The following is a 23,644-nucleotide window of genomic DNA, read 5'->3' as shown; positions in this document are numbered from 1 at the left end:
AGGACCATTATGGAGGATGCAGTTAACGAGTACCTATTATCATTTATTGATCCGAAAGATAAATTAATTCTTGAAATGGAAGACTATGCGAAAGAAAATCATGTGCCAATTATGGATCGACTTGGAATGGAATTTATGTTGCAATTTTTACGTTTAATTGGACCGAAGAGCATTTTAGAGCTAGGTACAGCAATTGGCTATTCTAGTATTCGTATGATGCAAGCTATTCCAAATTCTCGCATTGTGACAGTTGAGCGCAATCGCGATCGATATGAAAAAGCACTTGAATATATAGAACGTTCACCAGTTAAAGAGCGTATTTCCGTTATTTACGGTGATGCGTTAGAAACAGGCGAGCAAGTAGAAGAACATGGAACATTTGACGTTATTTTTATTGACGCAGCAAAAGGACAATATCGTCGCTTTTTTGACTTATATGAACCGTTATTAAATCCTGGTGGCGTAATTATTTCAGATAATGTTATGTACCATGGCCTTGTAACGACGAAAGAGAAAATTGAAAACAGACGTACACGTGGTTTAATCCGTCGTATTAAGACGTACAATGAATGGCTTATGAACCATGAAGGATATGATACAACGATTTTCCCAATTGGTGATGGAGTAGCTGTTAGTAAAAAGAAAGGGTGACCAAGGTATGAAGAAACCAGAATTGTTAGTAACACCAAAAGCAGTGGCGGATATCGAACCTCTTGCGAAAGCAGGAGCAGATGCGGTAATGATCGGTGAGCAAAAGTTTGGTTTACGTTTAGCAGGGGAATTTTCACGTGAAGATGTGAAACAAGCTGTGAAGATTGCACATGAAAATGGTGTAAAAGTATACGTAGCAATGAACGCTATGTTCCACAACGATAAAGTAGAAGAATTAACAGACTATGTTGCATTTTTAAACGAAGTACATGTAGATGCAATTGTTTTCGGAGATCCAGCAGTATTAATGGCGGTTCGCGAAGTAGCGCCAAATATGCAATTGCACTGGAATACAGAAACAACAGCAACAAACTGGTTTACTTGTAACTACTGGGGACAAAGAGGAGCAAAACGTGCTGTATTAGCTCGCGAGCTTAGCTTAGATGAAATTGTTGAATTAAAAGAAAATGCTGAAGTAGAACTTGAAGTGCAAATTCACGGTATGACTTGTATGTTCCAATCGAAGCGTTCGTTAGTAGGAAACTACTTTGAGTATCAAGGACGTCATCTTGATATCGAAAAGAAAAAATATGAAGAGAATATGTTCTTATATGACCCAGAGCGTAACAATAAATATCCAATTTATGAAGATGAAAATGGTACTCACATTATGAGTCCAAATGATATTTGTTTCATCGATGAGTTAGAAGAGCTAATTGATGCTGAAATTGATAGCTTAAAAGTTGATGGTGTACTAAAAAGCTCTGCATACATTATTGAGGTAACGAAGAAATATCGTAAAGCAATTGATTTATGTGTAGAAGATCGTGATGCGTATTACGACGTGAAAGACGACTTATATAAAGAGATAGAAGAAATGCAACCGGTGAATCGTCCGTTAGATACAGGATTCTTCTTTAAAGAGACGGTTTACTAAACGAGGAGGGTGTAGGAAATGACTGTACAAGAAATTTCACGAGTGATCGATGGCAAACGCGTTATTGTGAAGAAACCTGAACTGTTAATCCCTGCGGGTAACTTAGAAAAATTAAAAGTAGCTATCCATTACGGGGCAGATGCTGTATATTTAGGTGGACAAGAATTTGGTCTTCGTTCGAATGCAGGTAACTTTACACTGGAAGAAATGGCAGAAGGTGTGGAATTTGCAAAGAAATATGGAGCAAAAATATATGTAACAACAAATATCTTTGCACATAATGAAAATATGGACGGGCTAGAGGAATATTTAAAAGGGATTGAAAAAGCTGGCGTAACGGGAATTATCGTTGCTGATCCGCTTATCATTGAGACTTGTAAACGTGTAGCGCCTTCTGTTGAGGTGCATTTAAGCACACAGCAATCACTATCCAACTGGAAAGCAGCACAGTATTGGAAAGAAGAAGGTTTACATCGTCTTGTATTAGCTCGTGAAGCAAGCTATGAAGAAATGAAAGAGATTAAAGAAAAAGTGGATATTGAAATTGAAGCATTCGTCCATGGTGCAATGTGTATCGCATATTCAGGAAGATGTACGCTAAGTAACCATATGACAGCGCGTGACTCTAACCGTGGTGGTTGTTGTCAATCTTGTCGCTGGGACTATGATTTAGTTCAAACAGTATCACAACATAAAGATGCAAAAGAGCTTCCTCTATTCCAAGAAGAAGATGCTCACTTTGCAATGAGTCCAAAAGACTTAAATTTAATTTTATCAATTCCGAAAATGATTGAAATTGGAATTGATAGCTTAAAAGTTGAAGGACGTATGAAATCAATCCATTACGTAGCGACTGTAGCGACAGTATACCGCAAAGTAATTGATGCATATTGTGCGGATCCTGATAACTTTGAGTTTAAACAAGAATGGTTAGATGAGCTTGATAAATGTGCAAATCGTGATACAGCTCCTGCATTCTTTGAAGGGGTTCCAGGACATCAAGAGCAAATGTTTGGAAATCATAGTAAGAAAACAACGTATGATTTCGCTGGTTTAGTGTTAGATTATAATGAAGAAACGGGCATCGTAACGATTGAGCAACGTAATCATTTCAAACCAGGACATGAAGTGGAGTTCTTTGGGCCAGAAATAGAAAACTTTACGCAAACGGTGGAGAAAATTTGGGATGAGGATGGAAACGAATTAGATGCAGCGAGACATCCGTTGCAAATCGTGAAATTCAAAGTGGATCAACCAGTGTATGTGAATAATATGATGCGCAAAAGCATACTTCAATAAGAAAGAGTGATAGTCGAATGGGGACGAATAAGCCTGTTGTAATTGGAATTGCTGGTGGTTCAGGGTCAGGTAAGACAAGTGTAACGAAAGCGATTTTTGACCATTTTAAAGGTCATTCCATTTTAATCTTAGAGCAAGATTATTATTACAAAGATCAAAGCCATTTACCAATGGAAGAGCGTTTAAAAACAAATTATGATCATCCATTAGCGTTTGATAATGATTTGTTAATTGAACATTTGCAGCAGTTGCTTGCATATAAACAAGTAGAGAAACCTGTATATGACTATACATTGCATACGCGTTCAGATGAAATTATTCCAGTTGAGCCGAAAGATGTAATCATTTTAGAAGGAATTCTTATTTTAGAAGACCCACGTCTTTGTGAGTTAATGGACATTAAGTTATTCGTTGATACAGATGCTGACCTTCGTATTTTACGCCGCATGCAGCGTGATATTAAAGAACGTGGTCGTACGATGGATTCAGTTATTGATCAATATGTAAATGTTGTACGTCCAATGCACAATCAATTTATTGAGCCTTCTAAGAAATTTGCGGATATTATTATCCCTGAAGGTGGACAAAACCACGTTGCAATTGATATTATGGTTACAAAAATTGCAACAATTCTTGAACAAAAAGTAAATTTGTAATAGCATAGTAAAAGATATACGATAGGAAGGGATTTTTTCCCTTCCTATCGAATACAATGAAACATGCAACCTCATCTATATATAGGTGAGGGCATATTTATATCAACTTTCCATACATATCTTCTTTATATAAAGAAGAATTGGGAATACGGGGTTGTATGTGACAACTCCGCTAGTACAGGCGTGCTAGAAACCTCCGCTTTACATATAAGCGGGGGAGTTTTCATATGGAACTCCTCTTTTTTTCGGGGGATTGGTATATAAAAGGAGTGGAAAATATGGCAACAGAAAAAACATACCCTATGACGCAAGAGGGTAAGCAAAAGCTAGAGAACGAACTTGAGGATTTAAAAACGGTAAAACGTAAAGAAGTTGTAGAGCGCATTAAGATTGCACGTAGCTTCGGAGATCTTTCTGAGAACTCTGAGTATGATGCAGCGAAAGATGAGCAAGCGTTCGTAGAAGGACGTATTACACAATTAGAAAACATGATTCGTAACGCAGTTATCATCACAGATAACGGTGAAGAATCTACAGTTGTTACATTAGGTAAAACAGTAACATTTAAAGAACTACCAGATGGAGATGAAGAAGCTTACACAATCGTAGGTAGCGCAGAAGCAGATCCATTTGAAGGAAGAATTTCTAACGATTCTCCAATCGCAAAAAGCTTATTAGGTAAGCAAATTGGCGAAAAGGTAGCAATCCAAACTCCAGGTGGAGAAATGCAAGTAGAGATTATCTCTGTAAAATAATTAAAAATCACTCGTGTAAAAGCGAGTGATTTTTTTATCCCGCATTAACGGGCAGTAAGACCCCCACCTCAAAAATCAGCGAAAGCAAAGAAGTTAGGTGGAGGTCGGGCTGCTCGTAAAAGCCCGATTGGTGAGGGCTGATTAAAGTTTCACTTTATTTGTATAAAAAATGAAACACTCCGTCCAAACTATAGTAGACGAGGTGTTTTTTTATGAAAATAAAACAGAGAATTACAATTGTTTTAATTTGTTTTATATGTGTCATGTTTATGTTACTTTGTCGTTTAATTCAAATACAAATTATAGATACGGAATCATTTACGGATCGTAAGATTAACTTAATTGAAAAAAGTGTTACACAACGGACGCAATCCATTACGGTAGATGATGGACGCGGCCATTTTATAGATCGTAATGGTAAGGAGATAGGTGAGAAAAAGTATCCTGTTTTAATTGTTTTTCCATTTCTACAATTAAAAAATGACATGTTGGAGAAAATTGCGCATATCATTGGTATGTCGAGACAAGAGATTGAAAGTCAAATGAAACATAAGAAAAGTGCATTTATCCTGCAAAGAGGAAATGAACCACTTCGCTTGGAACGAGAGCAGATGGAGAAGGTGAATCAATTAAATGTATTAGGCATTGTAGCAGCTGAAGTTCGTTTGCGGCAAACTAGCGTGATGAATCATTTAATTGGTGATGTGGGTGAGAATGAACGAGAATTTCAAAAACGATACGGAGAGGTAAGAAAAATTTCAAAACAAACACCGATTGGCATTTCAGGATTGCAGCAATCATTTGATGAATTTCTTTTGACCGATGGAGAGGCAAAAGTATTGTATCAAGTGGATCGGCAAGGAGAACCGATTTTTGGAAAACAAGCGAAATATACATCGCCTGGAAATCCGTTTTATCCAGTGACGATTCAAACTACTTTACATAACGAGTTACAGAAAAAAGCAGAAGAAGTAGTTGAAGCAAGTGAAATTAAGAAGGGAGGAGTAGTGCTACTTGATGTAAAGAAAAATGAAATTTTAGCGATGGTTAGCAAACCATCTGTACAGGTGAAAGATGAGAGTTTATATAAAACTACACTTGAAAATCAAATGTTAACACCACATTTTCCCGGTTCTGTTTTTAAAACAATAATTGCGGCGGCAGCAATTGATCAAAATGAAAATGTTTTTAATCGTGTATTTAATTGTAATAAAGATTTATATGGTGAAGATCACCCACAAGTTAAGATGGGGACACTTAGTTTTAAAGAGAGCTTTGCTAGAAGCTGTAACAGGACATTTTCAGAGTTAGGCAATGAGTTAATAGAAAAGGATAAGATGGTGTTAGAAACTTATGTAGCGGCTTTAGGAGGCGCTGAGAAGGTTGGATGGAGAGGTTCTGTATTTCATACAACGCATTTTGAGCAAATGCCAGAGGAGAAGAGTGTTACGATTTGGGGGAGTGAAGGAAATAAGAATAGTAAAAAAGCGGTAGCGCAAACAGCAATTGGACAGAAAGATGTACGTATGTCACCTCTAGCGATTGCAAATATGATGGCGACGATTGCTAGAGGGGGAGAAAAGATGGAAGTGAAAGCTGTTGAAAAAATAATGTATAAAAATGGAACGGATTTTTATACATTTGAAGACCATACATTAGGTGGAAAACAGCTTTCATATGAAACAGTGAAAACATTACAACAGTTATTAAGGAGCGTTGTAACAACGGAAAAAGGCACAGGATCAGCATTCAAGTCGTTACCACTAAGTGTCGCTGGAAAATCTGGGACAGCACAAACAGGAAAAGGAACGAAAGAGAATCGATGGTTTGCAGGTTATTTTCCATATGAAAATCCAAGGTATGCTTTAGTTGTCGTGGATATAGAAACGAATAGCGATGTAAATAAAGTTACACCTATTTTCAAATCTATCGTAGAATCAATCTATCGATTAGAGAATGAAAAGTAATCTTGCAATTTATAGTAAAATGTTTTCATTTCATGAAAATATTATTGTAAATGTTCAACCTTTCTAGATTTAATGTTACAATAGCAAGTATGAAAAACTGCATGGAGGTTTGAAGAATGGCAGGAGGATCTAGATTCCAACAGAAACAACAAAAACGTCGTCAAAACGGTGTTTTAAATATTGCAATCGCTATTGTACTAGTAGCAGTAGCTATTGTAGCATATCAATTGTTTGTTCCTGACACGAAAGAGCAAGCGTCTTCTAGCGATAAAAAGGTAGCTCAGCAAACAACGAAAGAGAATAAGTCTGAGAAAGCTAAAGGCAAAGAAGAGACGAAGAAGAATGAACAAGAGAAAACAGAGGCTAAGAAGAAAGAAGAAGAAGAGAAGCTAAAGGCTGAAGAAGAACAGAAAAAAGCTGAAGAAGAAGCGAAAGCTAACGAGAAAGTACCAGCTGAAAAAACACAGCCAAAGGCAACTGACGCTTATACGAAACCTTCTTGGAAGCCAGTAGGCACAGAGCAAGGTGCAACACCTGCGATGACGTTTAAAAAAGGTACAGCAGATTGGAATGAGATGAATCAAGCGATTTCAGCTGCAATTGACGTTCCAGTAGAGCAATTAATTATTCATCGAATCGGAAATAACGGTAAGAATAAAGCTTACGGTAACGTACAAGATAAACAAACAGGTAAAAGATATTATGTAAATATTGATTGGGTAGACAATGAAGGCTGGAAACCAGTACTTGTTCAAACTCTAAACTAAAAAAGAGAAGCTCCTAAGGAGCTTCTCTTTTTTAGTTAGCGTAATTTCTTTAATTTAAAATGAACAACCGCGCTATAATATGGTCTTTTACTTTCAGGATCCATAACCATTTGATGCGAGATGTGATGAACTTCAAGCATAAGTGCTTTATTATTATCGATTTGTTCACTGATTTTTCGTTCTAAAGAAGCTAAGTCTCCCGCTTCAAAAAATTCTACTTTATCTTCTAACATTTCAAAGGTAAATGACATGAAGACGGCCCCTCTCCTATGTAATCAACTATAGTGTAACAAAGAAAAGAAGGAAATACCATGTACATTTCAATTGACATTTTTAGAAAGAGGGAATATCATACTGATAAAACCGATAAGAAAAAGGGGAATTTTTATGGGTACAGAATTTAATGGTTTATTTGATGAGTGGGCTCATACGTACGACTCATTTGTACAAGGCGAAGATATACAATATAAAGAAGTTTTCGCCCATTATGAGGACATTTTAGAGGATGTAGTTAACAAGTCATTTGGTAACGTATTAGAATTTGGTGTCGGTACAGGTAATTTAACAAATAAATTATTACTTGCTGGCCGCACAGTTTACGGTATAGAACCGTCACGTGAAATGCGCATGATTGCAAAAGAGAAATTGCCAAAAGAGTTTTCCATTACAGAAGGTGATTTTCTTTCGTTTGAAGTCCCGAATTCCATTGATACCATAGTAAGCACCTATGCATTTCATCATTTAACAGATGATGAAAAAAATGTAGCGATTGCGAAGTATAGTCAATTGCTAAACAAAGGTGGTAAAATAGTGTTTGCTGATACGATATTTGCAGATCAAGATGCATATGATAAAACTGTTGAAGCAGCAAAACAAAGAGGTTTTCATGAGTTAGCAAACGATTTGCAAACGGAATACTATACACGTATTCCAATTATGCAGACTATTTTTGAAAACAATGGCTTCCATGTAACGTTTACGAGATTAAATCATTTCGTTTGGGTAATGGAGGCAACTAAGCAATAGAAAGAGGGATTAGATTGAGAATTGCTGTAATTGGAGCAATGGAAGAAGAAGTACGTATTTTACGTGATAAATTAGAACAAGCAGAAACAGAAACGGTTGCGGGTTGTGAATTTACGAAAGGACAATTAGCAGGACATGAAGTAATCTTGTTAAAGTCTGGTATTGGTAAAGTAAATGCAGCGATGTCAACGACAATTTTATTAGAAAGATATAAGCCTGAAAAAGTCATTAATACTGGTTCAGCTGGTGGATTCCATCATTCTCTAAATGTTGGGGATGTCGTTATTTCAACAGAAGTTCGTCACCATGATGTAGATGTAACAGCATTTAACTATGAGTATGGGCAAGTACCAGGAATGCCGCCTGGATTTAAAGCTGATGAAGCATTAGTTGCATTAGCTGAAAAATGTATGCAGGCAGAAGAAAATATTCAAGTTGTAAAAGGTATGATTGCAACAGGTGATTCATTTATGAGTGATCCGAACCGAGTTGCAGCAATTCGTGATAAATTTGAAAACCTTTATGCAGTAGAAATGGAAGCAGCAGCTGTTGCACAAGTATGCCACCAATATGAAGTTCCGTTTGTTATCATTCGTGCACTTTCTGATATTGCTGGTAAAGAATCAAATGTTTCATTTGATCAATTTTTAGATCAAGCAGCTCTTCATTCTACAAACTTTATCGTAAAAGTACTAGAAGAGTTAAAGTAATGTAACAAAAAGGCAACTGTCTCATATAAAGAAAATACATACAGTTGCCTTTTCTTTATTGGCAAATAAGGGGGAGAACACGATGAATGTATATCGTGGAGTTCATGAGTTAATTGGTCATACACCAATTGTGGAAATTACTCGTTTTTCACTTCCAGAAGGGGTCCGTTTATTTGCAAAGCTGGAATTTTATAACCCAGGCGGAAGCGTTAAGGACCGATTAGGAAGAGAATTAATCGAAGATGCGCTAGAAAAAGGGCTTGTTACAGAGGGCGGAACAATTATTGAACCGACAGCTGGAAATACTGGTATTGGACTGGCACTCGCAGCGTTACAACATGATTTACACGTTATCGTTTGTGTACCAGAGAAATTTAGCATTGAAAAACAAGAATTAATGAAAGCACTAGGCGCAACGGTTGTGCATACGCCGACTGAGCAAGGAATGACCGGTGCAATTGCAAAAGCAAAAGAGTTAGTAAATGAAATACCGAATTCATACTCTCCAAGTCAGTTCGCAAATGAGGCGAATCCTCGTGCATATTTTAAAACATTAGGACCTGAACTGTGGGACGCATTGAATGGAGAGATTAACATATTTGTTGCTGGAGCAGGAACTGGCGGTACGTTTATGGGGACTGCATCTTACTTGAAAGAAAAAAATATAGATATTAAAACAGTTATCGTAGAGCCAGAAGGATCTATTTTAAATGGTGGTAAGGCTGGTTCACATGAGACCGAAGGAATTGGACTGGAATTTATCCCGCCATTTTTGAAGACATCTTATTTTGATGAAATTCATACGATTTCTGATCGAAATGCATTTTTACGAGTGAAAGAATTAGCGCAAAAAGAAGGACTTCTTGTTGGGAGCTCTTCAGGAGCAGCATTTCATGCAAGTTTACTTGAAGCAGAGAAAGCGGCGCCAGGTACAAATATTGTAACGATTTTTCCTGATAGTAGTGAGCGCTATTTAAGTAAAGACATATACAAAGGATGGGAATAAAAAATGAGAGCAAAGACAAAGTTAATTCATGGTATTCGCATAGGAGAACCTTCAACTGGATCTGTAAATGTACCGATTTATCAAACGAGTACGTACAAACAAGAAGCAGTTGGTAAGCATCAAGGATATGAATATTCACGTACAGGCAACCCAACACGTGCAGCTTTAGAAGAAATGATTGCGGTATTAGAAAACGGCCATGCTGGTTTCGCATTTGGTTCAGGAATGGCGGCTATTACAGCTACGATTATGTTGTTCTCAAAAGGTGACCACGTTATTTTAACAGATGATGTGTATGGCGGAACGTACCGCGTGATTACGAAAGTATTAAACCGTTTCGGTATTGAGCATACATTTGTAGATACAACAAACTTAGAGGAAGTTGAAGAAGCGATTCGTCCAAATACGAAAGCGATTTATGTAGAAACACCAACGAATCCGTTACTAAAAATTACTGATATTAAAAAAATATCTACTCTTGCTAAAGAGAAAGATTTATTAACAATTATTGATAACACATTCATGACGCCATATTGGCAGTCGCCGATTTCTTTAGGAGCAGACATTGTACTTCATAGTGCAACGAAATATTTAGGAGGTCATAGTGACGTAGTTGCAGGTCTAGTAGTTGTAAATAGCCCGCAATTAGCAGAAGACCTTCACTTTGTACAAAACTCAACAGGCGGCATTCTTGGCCCGCAAGATAGTTTCTTACTACTTCGTGGTTTAAAAACATTAGGAATTCGAATGGAAGAGCATGAAACGAATTCACGTGCAATTGCTGAGTTTTTAAATAACCACCCAAAAGTAAATAAAGTATATTACCCAGGCCTTGAGTCACATCAAAACCATGAACTGGCAACAGAACAAGCAAATGGATTTGGTGCTATTATCTCATTTGATGTAGATAGCGAAGAAACATTAAATAAAGTGCTTAAGAAATTACAATACTTTACGCTGGCTGAAAGTTTAGGAGCAGTAGAAAGTTTAATTTCTATCCCCTCTCAAATGACGCATGCATCAATCCCAGCAGATCGTCGCAAAGAATTAGGAATTACAGATACATTAATTCGAATTTCTGTCGGTATTGAAGACGGAGAAGATTTAATTGAAGATTTAGCACAAGCGTTAGCGTAGTAAAGATGCACTGCTAGTATAGGCAGTGCATTTTTACTACATTATTTTGTGAAATATTTCACAAAATAGACATACACAAATAAAATGATTTCATGTATATTGAATTCATGAAGTGTTACTCACGAACAAACTTGTGAAATATTTCACAAACAATGAAGTTCATGTAGGAAAGCAATTCTATTTTTTTACGCTAATCGGGACTAATTATGACCTATAGGGCCTTATTTAGTCCAAGATAGCAGAATAGGAGGAATTTACATGGTAGTCAAAGAGAAAATTGTAAATGAAATGCAGGAAGTAAAAGAGATGATTGATACGTTAGTGAATAACGGTCGAAAGGCTTTACAAGCATTAGAAAGTTTTACACAAGAGCAAATTGACAACATTGTTCATGAAATGGCATTAGCAGGTGTTGATCAACATATGCCACTTGCGAAGTTGGCTGTTGAAGAAACAGGTCGTGGTGTATACGAAGATAAATGTATTAAAAATATTTTTGCTACTGAATATATTTGGCATAGCATAAAGAAAGATAAAACAGTAGGGATTATTCACGAAGATCCTCATGAAGAAATAATAGAAATTGCGGAGCCCGTCGGTGTAGTAGCTGGGGTAACACCAGTAACGAATCCAACATCGACAACAATGTTTAAAGCATTAATCGCGATAAAAACGAGAAATCCAATTATTTTCGCATTTCATCCTTCCGCACAAAACTGTTCTATTGCAGCTGCGAAAACAGTATACGATGCAGCGGTGAAGGCGGGGGCACCAAAATATTGTATTCAGTGGATTGAAAAGCCTTCTGTCGAAGCAACGAAACAATTAATGAACCATGAAGGTGTTGCGCTTGTTTTGGCAACTGGAGGGGCTGGTATGGTGAAATCAGCTTATTCTACTGGAAAACCAGCGCTAGGTGTAGGTCCTGGTAATGTACCATGTTATATAGAGAAATCAGCGCATATAAAACGAGCGGTTAATGATTTGATTTTATCTAAAACATTTGATAATGGTATGATTTGTGCATCAGAACAAGCAATTATTGTAGACAAGGAAATTTATGATGATGTGAAAACAGAAATGATTGCAAATGATTGTTATTTTGTAACCGAGGAAGAGAGAAGTAAATTAGAAAAGCTTGTTATTAATGAAAATACATGTGCAGTAAATAGTGATATTGTAGGGAAATCCGCACAGTATATTGCCAAATTAGTTGGAATTACTGTACCTAAAAATACAAAAATGCTTGTAGCTGAAATACAAGGCATCGGAGCCGCATATCCACTATCTCGTGAGAAGTTAAGTCCAGTATTAGCTTGTGTAAAAGCAAATTCATTAGAAGAAGGATTTACATATTGTGAAGAAATGTTAAACCTCGGTGGTTTAGGACATTCAGCAGTTATCCATTCTGTAAATAAAGAAGTGCAAAAGCAATTTGGATTACGTATGAAAGCTTGCCGCCTTATTGTAAATGCCCCTTCATCACAAGGTGGAATCGGTGACATATATAATGGATTTATTCCATCACTTACGCTTGGCTGCGGTTCCTACGGGAAAAACTCGATTTCTCAAAACGTAACAGCGACGCATTTATTAAATATAAAAAGGTTGGCAAATAGAAAAAAGAATATGCAATGGTTCAAATTACCACCAAAAATTTATTTTGAAAAACATGCGACAGCATATTTAGCAAATATGCCTAACATTTCACGTGCATTTATTGTAACGGATCCAGGAATGGTTGAGCACGGATATGTAGATACGGTCACGCATTATTTACGTAAACATGTAAATGATGTGAAAGTTGAAGTTTTCTTTGAGGTTGAGCCGGATCCATCAGATGAAACTGTGTTTAAAGGTGCAGAAATGATGAGAAGTTTTCAGCCAGATGTAATTATCGCACTTGGTGGTGGTTCAGCGATGGATGCCGCGAAAGGGATGTGGCTTTTCTATGAGCATCCAGAAACAACATTCTATGGAATTAAACAGAAGTTTTTAGATATAAGAAAACGAACATGTAAATATCCGGAATTAGGAAGTAAGGCGCAGTTTATTGCCATTCCAACAACATCTGGAACAGGATCAGAAGTGACACCATTTGCGGTTATTACAGATAAGAAAAATAATATAAAGTATCCACTCGCGGATTATGAATTAACGCCAGATGTAGCAATTGTTGATCCACAATTTGTAATGACAGTACCACCACATGTAACAGCAGACACCGGCATGGACGTATTAACGCATGCAATCGAGGCGTATGTGTCTGTTTTAGCGAATGACTATACAGATGGATTAGCATTAAAGGCCATTGATCTCGTATTTAAATATTTACCAAGAGCATTTAAAGATGGAAATGATGAAGAAGCACGAGAAAAAATGCACAATGCTTCTGCAATCGCAGGAATGGCATTTGCAAATGCTTTTCTAGGTATTAATCACAGCTTAGCACATAAAATTGGACCAGAATTTCATATTCCACATGGGCGTGCGAATGCAATTCTTATGCCGCACGTAGTTCGCTATAATGCTATTAAGCCAAGAAAACACGCATTGTTCCCAAAATATGAGCACTTTGTAGCCGATGAACGCTATGCACATATTGCGAGAATGCTCGGGCTTCCAGCAAGTTCGACTGCAGAAGGTGTGGAATCACTTGTCAAAGCAATTATTGAGCTCGGAAAAAGTTTAAATATAAATATGAGTATTGCAGGACAAGGAGTTGCTAAAGACCAATTTGAAGAGGTTGTTGGATTATTAGCAGAAAGAGCTTTTGAAGATCAATGTACAACAGCTAATCCAAAATTACCTCTCATTTCAGAGCTGAAAGAAATTTATATGAAAGCATATAAAGGTGAGTAATGGTTATGAAAGAGTCGCAATAAAGCGGCTCTTTTTCTTTTGGAAAACATCTCCCAGAATGGCTGTATTTACTTGTCTTTCAGTTTAATAGAATATGATACAGTGAAATGGAGGAGTGAGAATATAATGAAGGAATTACAAGAAAAGATAGAAGATTATACTCGGTTCGGACAAATTCTTCTCGCTGTCAGTACATTGTTAATGGTTGGCTTATTGATTCCGACTGGAGCAAAAGAAACGATACAATTTTTTGTTATGATTGGGAGCATCGTTATATTTTTAAGTTTATCTTTCTTTTTCTTTCAGCGTGTGAAAGTGATGCGAGACAAGTTAGAGGGAAACGAATGCGAATAATATTGATAAATAGTGCGTTACAAAAAGAAGGAATCTTTTTTGTAACGCTTTTTGTTTTTTTCTAGAAAATGTATGCGTTTTATATTGACAATGATAATCCTTATCAATTAAAGTAGAATAGTACTTAATGATTATCATTATCAATTAGAGGTGGGAGAATGAAAAAATCTATTACGCTATTTACAGCGATTTTATCTGTTTTTTTCTTATTAATAGGTTGCAGTGCAAAAGGAGACGAAAAAGCAGCGGCAACAAAAACAGAAAAAGGAAAAGAGAAAATAGAAGTTACCGACCTGTCAGGAAGAAAGGTAACATTCGATAAAGTGCCAGAGAGTTTTGCAACATTAAGTATGGGAGACATGAATATTATTCATGCTTTAGGCGGAAAAATAGTGGGTCGTCCGGATGCAAAAATAACTCTTCCAGAGGATATAAAGAAAGTACAAGTAATCGGGAATGCACATCAGCCGAATTTTGAGCAAATTGCTAGCTTAAAGCCCGATGTACTTATTGCTAATAATGGGTTCCAAAAGAATGTTCCAACGGTTGAAGGGCAAGGAACGAAAGTAATGATTTCTTCTGCGAATTCTGTACAAGATATTCAAAAGAATATTGAACTATACGGAACGATAATGAAGAAAGAAGATAAAGCGAAAGAACTTAACCAAAAAATTACGAATCAAATGAAGACATATGAGAAAAAGAGTGATGTGAAAGCATTGCTAGTGTATGGAGCACCTGGTACTTATTTAGCAGCATTACCAACCTCTTTATCAGGTGATATTTTAGAAAAAACAGGTGGGAAAAATATTGCAGCTGATTTTCCAGAAATGAAGGAATATCCGCAATATGCACAGCTAAGTGTAGAACGCATTATTGAAGCGAATCCGGATGTAATTTATTTAATTACACATGGAGATCCAAATAGCGTTAAAAAAGCATTTGAAGGCGAAATGATGAAAAATGAAGCGTGGAAAAATTTAGATGCAGTAAAACAAAATCGCGTAGTTATTTTGCCACCAGACTTATTTGGATCAAATCCTGGAACAAAAGTTACAGAAGCGATGGACTTTATGTATAAAAGTATACAAGATGTAAGGAAATGATAAGTATGGAAAGTAGTGAAGTAGTAAGGGAAAAGGAACATCCTTTTGCGAAAAAAAGATGGATCATAGCAGTTACTTTAGTTGTATTAACGGTTTTATGTCTTTTTTACGGTCTTTTCGCAGGAAGCCTATCCTTTTCTTTACGAGATATTGTAACAGGGATACAAGATGAAGGTTCGACAGTTCATCGAATTGTATGGGACCTTCGTATACCGAGAGTGCTCGTTGGATTTATAGTAGGAACATGTTTAGCTGCATCTGGTGCACTGCTGCAAGGGGTGATGAGAAATCCTCTTGCAGACCCTGGTATTATCGGGGTGTCATCTGGAGCAGGCCTTGTCGCAATTGTAATTATGATTTTATTCCCTCAGCATATGGCGTTTTTACCACTCGGTGCGTTTTTAGGAGCTTTCATAACGGCGATGATCATTTATGCTTTATCATGGCAAAAAGGGGCACCACCTTCAAGAATTGTCTTAGTAGGTGTGTCAATTAATGCATTAATAGGTGCAGCGACGTCAGCATTAATGTTATTACATAGTGACAAAGTACAATCCGTGTTACCGTGGTTAGCGGGTGGTATTGGCGGTGTAAGTTGGGCACATTTAAACATGATTATTTATTATGCAATATTCGCTATTATATTGGCCTTCTTCGGTATCAAACATATTCGAGTATTAATGCTTGGAGATGAAATGGCGAAATTATTAGGTCATAACGTGGAGAGAAGCCGTTTTTATTTAATAGTAGTAAGCACATTATTAGCTGGAATAGCAGTTAGTGTTTCTGGTCTTATTGGATTTGTCGGCCTTGTTGTACCACATATGTTACGTTTATTAGTTGGAAATGACTATAAATATTTACTGCCATTATCATGCCTTGGTGGAGGGATATTACTTGTTTTCGCGGATGCGATAGCTCGAAGTTGGTTTGATCCAATTGAATTGCCTGTCGGTATTTTATTATCCTTCTTAGGCGGTCCGTTCTTCTTATATTTAATTCATAGAGGGGGGAAACAGCGTGATTTCCGTTAATAAAGTGTTTTACGCACATTCTGAAAGATTTCAAATGCAAAATATGAATGTACATATTAAAGCTGGAGAGGTCGTTAGTTTAATTGGACCGAATGGATCTGGGAAATCTACTTTGCTTCGTTTAATAGCAAGACTACTTAAACAAAGCGAAGGGGATATCGTTTTAGATGGAAAAAGTATTCATACGATGAAAAGTGCCGATGTAGCGAAGCAATTAGCGATGTTACCACAAATGCATGATCATCAATTAGATTTAACAGTGAAAGAATTAATTGAATTTGGAAGAGGCCCTCATAAATCATGGAGAGATCGCTTAAATAAAGAAGATGAAGAAATTGTTGATTGGGCATTGTCTGTTACAAATCTTGAAGGGTATGAATATCGTCTTTTACAATCTTTATCAGGAGGGGAAAGACAACGTGCTTGGATTGCAATGACGCTAGCACAACGTACGAACGTCTTATTATTAGATGAGCCAACAACTTTTTTAGATATCGTTCATCAGTTGGAAGTAATGGAACTTGTGAAACGATTAAACGAGGAATTTGGCATGACAATTATAATGGTTTTACATGATATTAACCAAGCGGCTCAATATAGTGATCGTTTACTCGTATTAAAGCGAGGGAAGCTTCAGTATGACGGTATACCAGAAGAAGTGTTATGTCATGAAATGTTTCAACATGTATTTGGCATAGATGTAGATATTTTTCAAGGAAGCGACAAGCCATTTTTTACACCGAAGCGAATTTCTAAAAAAGGAGGAGCAAGATGCGAACAGAAGAACGTATTACCACTGAGTTAGTAAGGGAATTTGTTATGGCAGCTCACGGAGATTTAGAAAAAGTACAAGAACTGTTGGCTGAATCGCCAAGTTTACTTCATGCCTCTTACAATTGGGGCGGATCAGATTGGGAAAGTGCGTTAGGAGCAGCGGCACATGTAGGGCGTAAAGATATTGCTCTTTATTTATTAGAAAAGGGTGCTCGAATGGATATTTTCGCGGCCGCTATGCTTGGAGAATTAGAAGTTGTACAAGCTATTTTAGTAGCACAACCAGAAGCATTACGTGCATCTGGCCCTCATGGTATTTCTCTTCTTCAACATGCACGAATGGGTGGAGAAAAAGCACAGCGTGTATTTGACTACTTAATGGTGCTTTCTTAATGATCGCTAAAGTTCTTATGTGCGGTAAACTTTTCACTTTCATATAATTGGAAAGTTTACCGCCCGTTAGAACGGGATAAGTATCTAGTATATTTGAAAAGCCTACACCCCCCTCAATTGTAGTTTTCTTTATGCTAGTTATGATATGGATGCAGTAGACAATATTTGTCTACTGCCTTTTTTAAATTGTTTAGAGATTGAATATTCTGTATTTTGCCTTTAGTTCCTTTATAATAGATAGTAACATTAAGTATATATCCAAAACATGATCGTGTAGGTAAGTACAAATTCGTGGGAAGGAGTGCAGAAATGTTTCATACAGATCGTTTACAAATTCGTAAATATACAATGGATGATTTACAGTTCTACGCTTCATTATGGGGAAATGAGAAGGTAATGCGCTATATTGGAAATGGGACGTTAAAAACATATATGCAGTGTAAAAAAAGTTTGGAAGAGTGGGTGATTCCTAGCTATAAAAACGGTCTCGGTTTATTTGTATTGATTGAAAAGGAAACGGGAATACGAATTGGTCATGCAGGATTAGTAAAGCAGCAAATAGATGGAAAAGAGGAAATTGAAATTGGTTATTGGTTATTACCTCGGTATTGGGGAAAAGGGTATGCGAAAGAAGCAGCGGCAGCATTTCGAGATTATGGCTTCCAAGCGTTACGAATGAATAAATTAATTTCTCTTATTAATCCGGATCACCCCGCCTCAATCTTTGTTGCTAGAAAAACGGGGCTTAGTTATGAGAAAACAACTTCATTTCATGGCATGGATGTTCTCGTTTATTCCATTAGGCGCATTGGATGAAAAAAGGTTAATTGCATCTTTTGAAGAATGGTATATAAAAATAAAGGGGGGATTACATGTACATTTATCATAATGGACTTATTATTCGTGAGGGAACGAATGGTGTACCTGCATATGCAATTAAAACTTTATTCGAAGATGCCGGTTGGAGCAATGATAATATCCCTTCTTGGCAAATTGAAAAATTCACGATAGCATTTGAAAATTCAACATGGGCATTCACAATTTGGGATGAAGAAGAGATGATTGCGATGGTTAGAGTCATTTCTGATGGAATCATGGTCGCCAACATAGTAAATTTAGTTGTGAAATGTGAATATAGAGGGAAGGGATTAGGTAAGAAACTTGTTGCTCTTTGTTTGCAAAAATTGCCACATGGTGACTGGTTTGCGCATACTTCTGCGAGTAATTTTGATTTTTATAGAAGTTGTGGTTTTGAGGTGAGAGAATTATCGAGAAATGGAACATGTGCGTACTATGGATACCAAGCTGCAAAAAGAGATGGGCATCGGTAAAGGAGCGAAAAGTAAGGAAATAGTACAGCTATAAGTATTTTTCGTTCTTTTTATAATAGAAAATGAATTGAGACTCATTTCATGATAAAATGAAAGAAAATTCTGTTTATTATTAGGGGGATAAAAATGAGTATAAAAGTTGGGGATGTATTTAAATATGAAAGAAGATTTACTGAGGAAGAGGTTTTTGAATTTGCAAATATTACAGGGGATAAAGGCAGGCATCATATGGAATATGATGAAAATGGACGTTTAATGGTTCATGGTTTATTGACTGCTAGTATTGGAACGAAAGTAGGCGAAGAATTACATTACATAGCAAGAGAATTAGTAAGTGAGTTTATTAGACCAGTTTTTACAGGAGATACGATCACTTGTGAATTAACTTTAACAAATATTGAACAAATGGAAGGATACAAAAAGGTTTCAATCGAGTCAGTTTATCGCAATCAACACGAAAAGACTGTACTAGTTGGGACAAGCTATGGAGTTATAAGAGGATAAAAAGAAGCCTGATTTACAGGCTTCTTTTTTGTTTAATAAACACGTTTTCGATTTTCTGCATGACTAGAGATGAGTAATAATGCAGTTTCTTCTCCTATATTACGAACGATATGAGGAACACATGCATTCCAGGAGAAAGAATCTCCTTCTTCTACAATTGCAATATCTTCTCCATGTTGAACTTCTAGTTTTCCACGTAATACAAGGTGACATTCTTCCCCTTCATGGGCATTTGGTGTGTTTTCTTTCGGAAACCCAGCAGGAATTTCTACGAGATTTAGGCGAAGGCCACCTTGCTCTGCAACATGTTCAATTCTTTGTTCATCTTTTCCGTATACACTATATTTACGTTCTACCTTTTTGACAACTTTCAATCGATCTTTTTGTTCTAACAATAAATAGGGAAGAGGAACGTTTAAAAAATTGGAGATCGTTTCTAAAGTTGAGATAGATGGTGATGTTTTATTATTTTCAACCTGACTCATAAATCCTTTAGAAAGACCTGTTCCTTCACAAATTTGCGCGATTGTTATGCCTCTACGCTGACGAATTTCACGTATTGCAGAACCAATATTCATAAAATCAAGCTCCTTTTTATAAACAACTATTTGTATCATAGCAAAAAAAATATATATTTTCCCAGTGAAAATGAATTGACGAATAAAAAAAATTAGTGTATGTTTTGTAATGTAAATAAAAGTTTTGTATAAGAAAACTATAAAGGAGAGAAAGAAATGAATCAACATATTGGTAACTTAATTATTCGTATCGTGTTAGGGGTAACGTTCTTTATGCACGGTTTAACAAAATTCCAATCAGGGATTGACAATATTGCAGGGTGGTTCACAAGCATTGGTTTACCAGGAGGACTTGCATACGGTGTAGCAACAGTTGAATTAGTTGGCGGTCTATTATTAATTCTAGGTTTAGGTGTAAGATATATTGGATTATTATTTGCACTAGTTATGGTTGGAGCAATTGTAAAAGTAAAATGGTCAGCTGGTTTATTAGGAGATGGAAAAAATCCTGGCTTCGAATTAGAGCTTGCATTGTTAGCAATGGGTGCTTACTTATTTGTTGCGAAAGTGGATGGTTTTGTAGATAATTTCTTAAAAGAGAAAATGTCAAAGAAGAACTAATTTAAATGGGAGGCTAACAAGATGAGTTTTCAACTTCATCCCGATACAACACTTGATGTTGTTCATTTATATGTATCAAATATAAAGAAATCACTAGAGTTTTATACAGAAGTACTAAGTATGAAAGTACTAAAAGAAGATGAAATGGTCGTTACATTTGGGAATGAAAATAACGAACCACTCCTGATCATTGAAGAAAAGAAAGAAGCCTTACCAAAGCAAAGAGGGAGAACGGGTTTATATCATTACGCAATTTTATTACCGAGCAGACAGGATTTAGCGAATATCCTTCGTCATCTTGTAGAAATGGTATATCCACTGCACGGCGGAGCTGACCATTACTTTAGTGAGGCCCTTTATTTAGCTGATCCAGATGGAAACGGGATTGAAATTTATCATGATCGTCAAAAAGAAGTTTGGCGTGATGAGAATGGAGAGCTACCATTTGTTAGTAACCCGTTAGCTGGTGAAGAATTATTGCAGCAAGGAAGTACATGGAACGGATTTCCAGCTGGTACTGTGATGGGACATATTCATTTCCATGTAGCTGATTTGGAAGAAGCGAAACGTTTCTATGTGGATGGTCTTGGTTTTGAAGTAACGATCCCAGCTCGTAATGGGGCGCTCTTTGTATCGGCAGGTGGCTACCATCACCATATCGGTTTAAATACGTGGCAAGGTGAAGGAATACTACCGCAAATGCCAAATTCCGTTGGCTTGAAATATTTCACAATTGTATTAGCAAATGAAAAACAAAAAGAGCAAGTATGTGAAAGCTTAAAAAATATTGGCAAGATTGCTACGTACAAAGATGGAATATTACAAGTAGAGGATCCATTTGGACATTGTATCCATTTCAAAATAAAAGGAGAAGCCTAATAAAGGCTTCTCCTTTTTACTTTCTTATAATGGCTTTTTCATTTTGGACAAATAGTTCATCAAATTGCTTCGCAAGCTCAAAATCGAGTTTCGTTAAACCTTTTGCATTCCAAGATGACAAAGTAATAATGACTGCTTTATACTGGATAAGGATAAATGGGTGGTGATTATGTTCTTCTGATAGTTTGGCGGCTTCAGAGACAAATTCGACTCCCTTTAAGTAGTCGGAAAACATATATTTTCTTTCAATCCATTTTTCATCTTTTACTACCCATTTATCTAACTTCAATAATTCCTCTTGAACTTCTTCTTCAGTTAATCGTAGCATCATTTTTCACATCCTTTACTGGAAGTAGCGTAAGACCATTGTTAATAAGACGTGTCACTGCTTCATCAGTTGTGAAAGTAGAAAGTTGTTGTAATAATGCTGCTGATGTTTCATGCCCTTTGTTATGCTCTAAAAGCAATTCTAATATTTCAAGGCGAAGTAACCATTCTTTCGGATACAATTTATTTAATACCTCTTGAATTGCTACTAATTGCTCGATATGCGCGTCGTGTAAAATACCTTCATTTCGAATGTCACGAACGGTTTGATACATACGTTCAAGTTCATTCAGTACAAGTGGAGCAGGTATTTTTTGAACTTCTTCATCCGTTGGGAAAAATGCTGCAGCATCTGCGGCACCTGGGAATACCGAAGTAATTGTTGAACCAACAGCCATATCAAATGCGCCCCATGAAGCATCAAATAAAACGCGGTCGTTATAAGTAACTGTGCAACTGATAAAGGAAATAAGCGCAATTTTTTTATCGTTTTTTACAATATCAGTCACTGTTCCTTTTACATGAATACCACTTGCAAAAGTAAACTCAGCAACATTTCCAATTGTAATTCCTAATGATTGTAATTGTTCATCTGTACAATTTTCTAATGCAATATTTTCAGTGAGTAATCCAATTGGTGTTCCAAACCCGTCACTGTGTACAGACGTAGAATGATTCGCTAGCTGTTTATTGTGAATTGCTAATGCTGTTGGCGAACTCGTTCGCATGTAGATCAATTCACCTGTATCGTTTTCAATTGTCTCGGTAAATGTACCTGTAATTTGTAAGCCGCTATTTAATTCAGCAGTTGCATGATTTTCAGAGCGAATTGCTTTTTCTAATCCTTCTTTACCACCTGTTTTAAAGGCCATCGTTTCAGAGAATTTCTCAAGTGCTTCTGTTAATTCTTCAAATGATTCGCAAACAAATAGTTGTGGTTGCATTTTTGTTACGTCATAAGTTGTACTTGTACATGCCTCTATAGAGAATGGAACCTTTTCTACAGCGTCTGTTAAGCAATGTTTGCTTTCGCCAACAGAAGAAAGGAGACCAGCACCATATATTTTTGGAGCATCTATATTTCCGATTAATCCATATTCTACTGTCCACCAGAAAAGACGTGAAATTTGTTCCGCTTCTGATAAGCCAGAAACTAACTTTTGTTTTTCAAGTACATTATTCTCAGCAGCTGTAACTTCATCAGGAGTAGAAGTAGGGCTTTCTTTTACAATTGTTAATGTACGAACAGCTTCGAATGCATCATGTTCTTCTTTTGTTGAGAAAGCTTTTGCACCAATTTGTCCAAATCGTTTCACATATTTTGCATATGTAGGATCAAGTAAAATAGGTGCGTGTCCTGCTGCTTCGTGTACAATATCTGGAGCTGGTGTATACTCGATATTCTCTACCTTGCGAATATCTGTTGCGATTGGTAATAATCCGTGTCCTTGAAAATCGAAGAAGGCTACGCCAGGAATAAGCCCGTCAATCGTTACAGCACCCCAGCCGCTTGGTGCTAAACACTCATTCATTTCTTCTACCTTTGGAATTGCATCTATATTAATACCAGATGATTGTAATCCGTTCACATAGGCTGGATGAGCAACGTCTTTTAAGAAACTATGATTTTGTCTCATAATGTAACGCCACACAGCGTGATTCACCGGTGTATATTGATCATAATGCTGTGTGGATACGAATGGTTTTAAATGCGATGGAATTTCTGTTTTCTTTGTCATTTAGACATCCTCCTTTTTTTAAATGAAATTAAGTATCGGTTTCGTATAGCTTGTATCACCCCCTTTCAAAATTGTAAGCGCTTATAAAATTTTATCATAAGATTCGGAATTATTTAACATTTGTTTCTGTGAGAAATAGAAAAAGCCCCTATCGGAAAATCCGATAGGGGCGAAAGAATCGCGGTACCACCCTATTTGTAAGTGAAAATATACTTACATCTCAATTAATGATAACGGAAAAACTCCGTCTTTTCCTTCATGCCTATAAGCACTACGAAAAAGAAGCTCCAG

26 protein-coding genes and 1 other annotated feature (1 of these 27 only partly in view) are annotated in these 23,644 nt (G+C 36.6%); of the genes, 22 read left to right on the top strand and 4 right to left on the bottom strand.

Annotated features, from left to right (window positions below; translation table 11 throughout):
* Positions 1 to 9: 9 nt before the first annotated feature.
* The 7 genes from RTP99_RS11395 (at position 10) to RTP99_RS11365 (ending at position 7,032) form a co-directional block, all read left to right on the top strand.
* Positions 10 to 651, top strand: a complete 642-nt coding sequence (locus tag RTP99_RS11395) for an O-methyltransferase (protein WP_000389089.1) — start codon at positions 10 to 12, stop codon at positions 649 to 651.
* Positions 652 to 658: 7 nt separating this feature from the next.
* Positions 659 to 1,588 (top strand): peptidase U32 family protein, encoded by a 930-nt coding sequence (locus tag RTP99_RS11390; RefSeq protein ID WP_000742781.1) that lies wholly within the window; start codon positions 659 to 661, stop codon positions 1,586 to 1,588.
* Between the two features lie 18 nt (positions 1,589 to 1,606).
* Positions 1,607 to 2,887, top strand: coding sequence for a peptidase U32 family protein (locus tag RTP99_RS11385; RefSeq protein ID WP_000217969.1), 1,281 nt, complete (start codon positions 1,607 to 1,609; stop codon positions 2,885 to 2,887).
* A gap of 17 nt (positions 2,888 to 2,904) precedes the next feature.
* The gene (udk, locus tag RTP99_RS11380; RefSeq protein WP_000537087.1) at positions 2,905 to 3,543 is read left to right on the top strand and encodes a uridine kinase; all 639 of its coding nucleotides are present in this window, start codon (positions 2,905 to 2,907) and stop codon (positions 3,541 to 3,543) included.
* 278 nt (positions 3,544 to 3,821) lie between these two features.
* Positions 3,822 to 4,298 (top strand): transcription elongation factor GreA, encoded by a 477-nt coding sequence (gene greA, locus RTP99_RS11375; protein ID WP_000179963.1) that lies wholly within the window; start codon positions 3,822 to 3,824, stop codon positions 4,296 to 4,298.
* A gap of 212 nt (positions 4,299 to 4,510) precedes the next feature.
* The gene (locus RTP99_RS11370; RefSeq protein ID WP_000695079.1) at positions 4,511 to 6,265 is read left to right on the top strand and encodes a peptidoglycan D,D-transpeptidase FtsI family protein; all 1,755 of its coding nucleotides are present in this window, start codon (positions 4,511 to 4,513) and stop codon (positions 6,263 to 6,265) included.
* Between the two features lie 116 nt (positions 6,266 to 6,381).
* A complete protein-coding gene (locus RTP99_RS11365) occupies positions 6,382 to 7,032 on the top strand; it encodes a YrrS family protein (protein ID WP_000897107.1) in 651 nt (216 codons plus the stop codon).
* A 35-nt stretch (positions 7,033 to 7,067) separates the two neighbouring features.
* Here RTP99_RS11365 and RTP99_RS11360 read toward each other — a convergent pair whose 3' ends face one another.
* Positions 7,068 to 7,283 (bottom strand): YrzA family protein, encoded by a 216-nt coding sequence (locus RTP99_RS11360; RefSeq protein ID WP_000010984.1) that lies wholly within the window; start codon positions 7,281 to 7,283, stop codon positions 7,068 to 7,070.
* A gap of 136 nt (positions 7,284 to 7,419) precedes the next feature.
* Between RTP99_RS11360 and RTP99_RS11355 the strand changes: the two genes are divergently transcribed.
* The 13 genes from RTP99_RS11355 to RTP99_RS11295 all read left to right on the top strand — a co-directional run bounded on the left by RTP99_RS11355 (position 7,420) and on the right by RTP99_RS11295 (position 19,269).
* Positions 7,420 to 8,058 carry a class I SAM-dependent methyltransferase gene (locus RTP99_RS11355; RefSeq protein ID WP_000536318.1) on the top strand — a complete coding sequence of 213 codons (639 nt, stop codon included), beginning with the start codon at positions 7,420 to 7,422 and terminating at the stop codon, positions 8,056 to 8,058.
* Positions 8,059 to 8,072: 14 nt separating this feature from the next.
* Positions 8,073 to 8,768 (top strand): 5'-methylthioadenosine/S-adenosylhomocysteine nucleosidase, encoded by a 696-nt coding sequence (gene mtnN, locus RTP99_RS11350; protein ID WP_001217039.1) that lies wholly within the window; start codon positions 8,073 to 8,075, stop codon positions 8,766 to 8,768.
* 82 nt (positions 8,769 to 8,850) lie between these two features.
* On the top strand, positions 8,851 to 9,774 hold the full coding sequence (locus RTP99_RS11345) for an O-acetylserine dependent cystathionine beta-synthase (protein WP_001103854.1): 924 nt from the start codon (positions 8,851 to 8,853) through the stop codon (positions 9,772 to 9,774).
* 3 nt (positions 9,775 to 9,777) lie between these two features.
* The gene (locus RTP99_RS11340) at positions 9,778 to 10,911 is read left to right on the top strand and encodes a bifunctional cystathionine gamma-lyase/homocysteine desulfhydrase (RefSeq protein ID WP_001201910.1); all 1,134 of its coding nucleotides are present in this window, start codon (positions 9,778 to 9,780) and stop codon (positions 10,909 to 10,911) included.
* A gap of 258 nt (positions 10,912 to 11,169) precedes the next feature.
* Entirely contained in the window at positions 11,170 to 13,773 is a 2,604-nt protein-coding gene (gene adhE / locus RTP99_RS11335) for a bifunctional acetaldehyde-CoA/alcohol dehydrogenase (protein WP_000260442.1), read from the top strand.
* 126 nt (positions 13,774 to 13,899) lie between these two features.
* Entirely contained in the window at positions 13,900 to 14,127 is a 228-nt protein-coding gene (locus RTP99_RS11330) for a YrhC family protein (protein WP_000661447.1), read from the top strand.
* Between the two features lie 158 nt (positions 14,128 to 14,285).
* A complete protein-coding gene (locus RTP99_RS11325) occupies positions 14,286 to 15,233 on the top strand; it encodes a helical backbone metal receptor (RefSeq protein ID WP_000748489.1) in 948 nt (315 codons plus the stop codon).
* Positions 15,234 to 15,238: 5 nt separating this feature from the next.
* Positions 15,239 to 16,267, top strand: coding sequence for a FecCD family ABC transporter permease (locus RTP99_RS11320; protein WP_000445965.1), 1,029 nt, complete (start codon positions 15,239 to 15,241; stop codon positions 16,265 to 16,267).
* A complete protein-coding gene (locus RTP99_RS11315; RefSeq protein ID WP_000626536.1) occupies positions 16,254 to 17,072 on the top strand; it encodes an ABC transporter ATP-binding protein in 819 nt (272 codons plus the stop codon). Before RTP99_RS11320 ends, RTP99_RS11315 begins: the two co-directional genes overlap by 14 nt.
* Positions 17,039 to 17,434 (top strand): ankyrin repeat domain-containing protein, encoded by a 396-nt coding sequence (locus tag RTP99_RS11310; protein ID WP_001258459.1) that lies wholly within the window; start codon positions 17,039 to 17,041, stop codon positions 17,432 to 17,434. The genes RTP99_RS11315 and RTP99_RS11310 overlap by 34 nt, the downstream gene beginning before the upstream one ends.
* Before the next feature lie 309 nt (positions 17,435 to 17,743).
* Complete coding sequence (locus RTP99_RS11305; protein WP_000469130.1) at positions 17,744 to 18,250, top strand: GNAT family N-acetyltransferase; 507 nt, start codon at positions 17,744 to 17,746, stop codon at positions 18,248 to 18,250.
* 56 nt (positions 18,251 to 18,306) lie between these two features.
* Positions 18,307 to 18,765: a GNAT family N-acetyltransferase gene (locus RTP99_RS11300; RefSeq protein WP_000276115.1), complete on the top strand. Its 459-nt coding sequence runs from the start codon at positions 18,307 to 18,309 to the stop codon at positions 18,763 to 18,765.
* A 126-nt stretch (positions 18,766 to 18,891) separates the two neighbouring features.
* Positions 18,892 to 19,269, top strand: a complete 378-nt coding sequence (locus RTP99_RS11295; RefSeq protein WP_000025009.1) for a hotdog family protein — start codon at positions 18,892 to 18,894, stop codon at positions 19,267 to 19,269.
* Between the two features lie 32 nt (positions 19,270 to 19,301).
* Here RTP99_RS11295 and RTP99_RS11290 read toward each other — a convergent pair whose 3' ends face one another.
* Complete coding sequence (locus tag RTP99_RS11290) at positions 19,302 to 19,847, bottom strand: helix-turn-helix domain-containing protein (protein ID WP_001020700.1); 546 nt, start codon at positions 19,845 to 19,847, stop codon at positions 19,302 to 19,304.
* A 156-nt stretch (positions 19,848 to 20,003) separates the two neighbouring features.
* Between RTP99_RS11290 and RTP99_RS11285 the strand changes: the two genes are divergently transcribed.
* Both RTP99_RS11285 and RTP99_RS11280 read left to right on the top strand, forming a co-directional pair.
* A complete protein-coding gene (locus tag RTP99_RS11285) occupies positions 20,004 to 20,408 on the top strand; it encodes a DoxX family protein (RefSeq protein ID WP_001071559.1) in 405 nt (134 codons plus the stop codon).
* 21 nt (positions 20,409 to 20,429) lie between these two features.
* Positions 20,430 to 21,287 carry a VOC family protein gene (locus RTP99_RS11280; protein WP_000009825.1) on the top strand — a complete coding sequence of 286 codons (858 nt, stop codon included), beginning with the start codon at positions 20,430 to 20,432 and terminating at the stop codon, positions 21,285 to 21,287.
* Between the two features lie 16 nt (positions 21,288 to 21,303).
* Here the strand turns inward: RTP99_RS11280 and RTP99_RS11275 are convergent, their stop codons facing one another.
* Both RTP99_RS11275 and RTP99_RS11270 read right to left on the bottom strand, forming a co-directional pair.
* The gene (locus RTP99_RS11275; protein WP_000979541.1) at positions 21,304 to 21,618 is read right to left on the bottom strand and encodes a 4a-hydroxytetrahydrobiopterin dehydratase; all 315 of its coding nucleotides are present in this window, start codon (positions 21,616 to 21,618) and stop codon (positions 21,304 to 21,306) included.
* Complete coding sequence (locus RTP99_RS11270) at positions 21,599 to 23,353, bottom strand: aromatic amino acid hydroxylase (protein WP_000163203.1); 1,755 nt, start codon at positions 23,351 to 23,353, stop codon at positions 21,599 to 21,601. Before RTP99_RS11270 ends, RTP99_RS11275 begins: the two co-directional genes overlap by 20 nt.
* Positions 23,354 to 23,515: 162 nt before the next feature.
* Positions 23,516 to 23,644: a binding site (T-box leader), on the bottom strand; it runs 99 nt beyond the window's last position.

It is taken from the genome of Bacillus sp. (in: firmicutes) (assembly GCF_031983925.1).
Classification (GTDB): Bacteria; Bacillota; Bacilli; order Bacillales; family Bacillaceae_G; genus Bacillus_A; species Bacillus_A pacificus.
The sequence above is the reverse complement of the archived record's forward strand: the minus strand, read 5'-3'. Positions and strand labels throughout refer to the sequence as shown.

Bases quoted from the DNA above. Each gene is read 5' to 3' on its own strand.
- RTP99_RS11395 (WP_000389089.1), top strand. From the start codon at position 10: ATGGAGGATGCAGTTAACGAGTACCTATTATCATTTATTGATCCGAAA.
- RTP99_RS11390 (WP_000742781.1), top strand. From the start codon at position 659: ATGAAGAAACCAGAATTGTTAGTAACACCAAAAGCAGTGGCGGATATC.
- RTP99_RS11385 (WP_000217969.1), top strand. From the start codon at position 1,607: ATGACTGTACAAGAAATTTCACGAGTGATCGATGGCAAACGCGTTATT.
- udk (WP_000537087.1), top strand. From the start codon at position 2,905: ATGGGGACGAATAAGCCTGTTGTAATTGGAATTGCTGGTGGTTCAGGG.
- greA (WP_000179963.1), top strand. From the start codon at position 3,822: ATGGCAACAGAAAAAACATACCCTATGACGCAAGAGGGTAAGCAAAAG.
- RTP99_RS11370 (WP_000695079.1), top strand. From the start codon at position 4,511: ATGAAAATAAAACAGAGAATTACAATTGTTTTAATTTGTTTTATATGT.
- RTP99_RS11365 (WP_000897107.1), top strand. From the start codon at position 6,382: ATGGCAGGAGGATCTAGATTCCAACAGAAACAACAAAAACGTCGTCAA.
- RTP99_RS11360 (WP_000010984.1), bottom strand. From the start codon at position 7,283: ATGTCATTTACCTTTGAAATGTTAGAAGATAAAGTAGAATTTTTTGAA.
- RTP99_RS11355 (WP_000536318.1), top strand. From the start codon at position 7,420: ATGGGTACAGAATTTAATGGTTTATTTGATGAGTGGGCTCATACGTAC.
- RTP99_RS11345 (WP_001103854.1), top strand. From the start codon at position 8,851: ATGAATGTATATCGTGGAGTTCATGAGTTAATTGGTCATACACCAATT.
- RTP99_RS11340 (WP_001201910.1), top strand. From the start codon at position 9,778: ATGAGAGCAAAGACAAAGTTAATTCATGGTATTCGCATAGGAGAACCT.
- adhE (WP_000260442.1), top strand. From the start codon at position 11,170: ATGGTAGTCAAAGAGAAAATTGTAAATGAAATGCAGGAAGTAAAAGAG.
- RTP99_RS11330 (WP_000661447.1), top strand. From the start codon at position 13,900: ATGAAGGAATTACAAGAAAAGATAGAAGATTATACTCGGTTCGGACAA.
- RTP99_RS11325 (WP_000748489.1), top strand. From the start codon at position 14,286: ATGAAAAAATCTATTACGCTATTTACAGCGATTTTATCTGTTTTTTTC.
- RTP99_RS11320 (WP_000445965.1), top strand. From the start codon at position 15,239: ATGGAAAGTAGTGAAGTAGTAAGGGAAAAGGAACATCCTTTTGCGAAA.
- RTP99_RS11310 (WP_001258459.1), top strand. From the start codon at position 17,039: ATGCGAACAGAAGAACGTATTACCACTGAGTTAGTAAGGGAATTTGTT.
- RTP99_RS11305 (WP_000469130.1), top strand. From the start codon at position 17,744: ATGTTTCATACAGATCGTTTACAAATTCGTAAATATACAATGGATGAT.
- RTP99_RS11300 (WP_000276115.1), top strand. From the start codon at position 18,307: ATGTACATTTATCATAATGGACTTATTATTCGTGAGGGAACGAATGGT.
- RTP99_RS11295 (WP_000025009.1), top strand. From the start codon at position 18,892: ATGAGTATAAAAGTTGGGGATGTATTTAAATATGAAAGAAGATTTACT.
- RTP99_RS11290 (WP_001020700.1), bottom strand. From the start codon at position 19,847: ATGAATATTGGTTCTGCAATACGTGAAATTCGTCAGCGTAGAGGCATA.
- RTP99_RS11285 (WP_001071559.1), top strand. From the start codon at position 20,004: ATGAATCAACATATTGGTAACTTAATTATTCGTATCGTGTTAGGGGTA.
- RTP99_RS11280 (WP_000009825.1), top strand. From the start codon at position 20,430: ATGAGTTTTCAACTTCATCCCGATACAACACTTGATGTTGTTCATTTA.
- RTP99_RS11275 (WP_000979541.1), bottom strand. From the start codon at position 21,618: ATGATGCTACGATTAACTGAAGAAGAAGTTCAAGAGGAATTATTGAAG.
- RTP99_RS11270 (WP_000163203.1), bottom strand. From the start codon at position 23,353: ATGACAAAGAAAACAGAAATTCCATCGCATTTAAAACCATTCGTATCC.